This window comes from Vibrio sp. V39_P1S14PM300 (assembly GCF_009904765.1).
Taxonomy (GTDB): Bacteria; Pseudomonadota; Gammaproteobacteria; order Enterobacterales; family Vibrionaceae; genus Vibrio; species Vibrio proteolyticus.
Window position 1 is genome coordinate 1 of sequence record NZ_WXWP01000130.1, and the last position, 2,199, is coordinate 2,199.

Below are 2,199 nucleotides of genomic sequence, written 5' to 3' on the forward strand. Positions count from 1 at the left end.
GCCTGTCACGCCGGGGGTCGCGGGTTCGAGTCCCGTCCGCTCCGCCATTTATTTCGAAAGCCTCGCTATCAGCGAGGCTTTTTTCGTTTTTCCTCGTTATTCTGGTCTTCGAGCAAACGAATCCCGGTTGCCCGAAATCCCGACGGCTTTGCCACCTCTTTCTGACCCCAGCCATCATGCTGGGGTCTTTTTGTTTGTGGGCCATCCACTTCTCCGCCACGGATTATAAGCCCAGGTTTAAAAATTTGGGCTTTTTGACGTTTTGATAAAGTTCCGGCCTTGGGTCGAAAGCGTTCCACCGAAATGGTTATCTCACCGCCCTGATTGATTTTGGAGCTCTTCAGGAGCGTGTGTACGTAGGTGCTAATTAAAATATTGCCTCTTCAGAACTGCTATCCAGTTTTGTATGCGTCTTTGTATGCGTCCTACTGAACGCTGTTCCAGTTGACCCCTTTCTATGGGAGATTCTGATGTGTACGATGGGGGGCGATAGGCGCACAATCCAGGCACATTCGTTAGTGGAGCTTGTCCCATATCGAGGGAGCTAAAGTAAGGCTTAGTTAGCGGTTTATTCGAGCTGTCTAGGAGTGAGAATCAACACTATGCAGAGATAAGCGCAGAAGCGAATAGCAAGAGTAGGTTAACTGTAGGTACTGGTGTTGGATATTGATAGGTAATAAAAAAGCAGCCAAGAGGCTGCTTTTTTATGTCGAGTTACGATTCTGTTTGCTGCGTGGACGCTGCGGCTTGCCGCTCTTGCTCCATTTTCTTCTCTTCAGCTTTGGCTTTTTCGATCATCGGGGTGATGGTTGACCCCTGAACCAGAATCGAGAACACCACCACGGCATAGGTCATGACCAGGATGATCTCTTTAACATCAATTAACTTATCTTGAATCACCCAAATGCCTGACGGAATTGATAGCGCCATCGCCAACGCCAGGCCTCCTCGTAAGCCTCCCCAAGTCAGAATGTTGATCGACCAAGGGTTGTACTTGCGGTAGCGTTTAAAACCAATGTAGGACAGAAACACACTCAGGTAGCGTGCGCACAGGACCAAAGGAACGGCAAACGCCATCATGATCCAGTCTTCTTTGTGGAACTCAAACAGCAGCATCGACATACCGATCAACAAGAACAGTACACCATTTAAGAACTCATCCACCAGTTCCCAGAAGTGATCCAAGTGGTCTTCACTCTCCTTTGAGAAACCAATAAAACGTGTCCAGTTACCGATCATGATGCCAGAAACTACCATCGCAAGTGGGCCTGAAACGTGGATGTATTCTGCAAAAGCGTAACCGGCGGTTGGGACGCCGATCGTCAACAGCAGTTCCATTGAGTGGTCGTCGGTCGCGCTGATCAGGTAGTGGAATAGCAGTCCCAGAGCAAACCCGTAGGCGATACCGCCGAGCGCTTCCTGAATAAACAACATGGTCACACTGCCAACCGTCGGTGTTTCTGAACCAAAGGCGATGGTAAACAAGGTAACGAAGATCACCAGACCAAAACCGTCGTTAAACAAGGATTCGCCTTCAATCTGGGTTGAAATGCGCTTTGGCGCATCAAGCTTTTTCACAATCGCCAATACCGCTATCGGGTCGGTTGGGGAGATCAAAGCGCCGAACAGCAGGCAGTAGACTAATTCGAAGTGAATACCGATAAACTGGCAGAAGCCATAGAGAACGAAGCCAATGAAGAAAGTCGAGAATAGCGTTGCACCCAGAGCGAGAATGGTGATTTCCCACTTTTGATCTTTCAGATTTGGCAACTTGATGCCGAGACCACCAGCGAACAGCAGAAATCCGAGAATGCCCTTAAGTAGAAAATCTTCAAAGTTGATACTTGAGACCGTTTTTGTGGCGATCTCAGTCAGGTGAAACCAGTTATTCTGACCAGCAATCAATATCAATAATGAAAGGACCATGGACCCGGCGGTGATCGCGATAGTAGTTTGCATTTTGCCAACCTTGCTGTTGACAAACGCTATCATCATCGCTGCTGCCGAAAGAAAGCAAAGCGTGTAATAGACCGACATTAGACTTCTCTTGATGTAACAAATTATGAACGGGAATTTTCGGCTGATGCTGACTAAATAGCAAACACTTTTTGGCCTTTCTGAGTGATTTGAAAGATAGTTATAGAATAGTCATATTTTGTATTTTTAGACGTCTAGATTTCTATTGTGGCTGTGATAGGA

The 2,199-nt window shown here is 47.3% G+C and carries 2 protein-coding genes; one reads left to right on the top strand and one right to left on the bottom strand.

Annotation, left to right across the window (positions count from 1 at the left end):
• Window positions 1-229: hypothetical protein (locus tag CAG65_RS22190; RefSeq protein ID WP_237668765.1), on the top strand; the 229-nt coding region annotated here is incomplete at its 5' end.
• A 485-nt stretch (window positions 230-714) separates the two neighbouring features.
• Here the strand turns inward: CAG65_RS22190 and CAG65_RS06320 are convergent.
• Complete coding sequence (locus tag CAG65_RS06320; protein WP_161452895.1) at window positions 715-2,037, bottom strand: cation:proton antiporter; 1,323 nt, start codon at window positions 2,035-2,037, stop codon at window positions 715-717.
• Window positions 2,038-2,199: the final 162 nt, after the last annotated feature.